Origin of the sequence: Citrobacter sp. HN-141, assembly GCF_033341895.1 — a bacterium.
Classification (GTDB): domain Bacteria; phylum Pseudomonadota; class Gammaproteobacteria; order Enterobacterales; family Enterobacteriaceae; genus Citrobacter.
Window position 1 is genome coordinate 1 of the sequence record NZ_JAWPBF010000067.1, and the last position, 429, is coordinate 429.

Annotated in this window: 1 protein-coding gene; it reads right to left on the bottom strand. The window is 51.7% G+C overall.

The window, feature by feature from the left end:
* Positions 1 to 114 precede the first annotated feature (114 nt).
* Positions 115 to 429, bottom strand: a 315-nt coding sequence (locus RYZ59_RS24605) for a transposase (RefSeq protein ID WP_139245318.1), incomplete at its 5' end; no start/stop codon positions are given.

Sequence of the window (429 nt, forward strand, 5' to 3'; positions counted from 1 at the left end):
AGCTGACTCGCTGATTAAAATTTCGCGGATCTGGGCCGATTTTTTTCCCGCAAACACATCGAATCAGCCTATTTAGGCTATTTTTTCCACCATTTCTGGCGTTATTTCCGGTTTTTACTGAGATCTCTCCCACTGACGTATCATTTGGTCCACCCGAAACAGGTTGGCCAGGGTGAATAACATCGCCAGTTGGTTATCGTTTTTCAGCAGCCCCTTGTATCTGGCTTTCACGAAGCCGAACTGCCGCTTGATGATGCGAAACGGGTGCTCCACCCTGGCACGGATGCTGGCTTTCATGTATTCGATGTTGATGGCCGTTTTGTTCTTGCGCGGATGCTGCTTCAAGGTTTTTACCTTGCCGGGACGCTCGGCGATCAGCCAGTCCACATCCACCTCGGCCAGCTCCTCGCGCTGTGGCGCTCCTTGGTA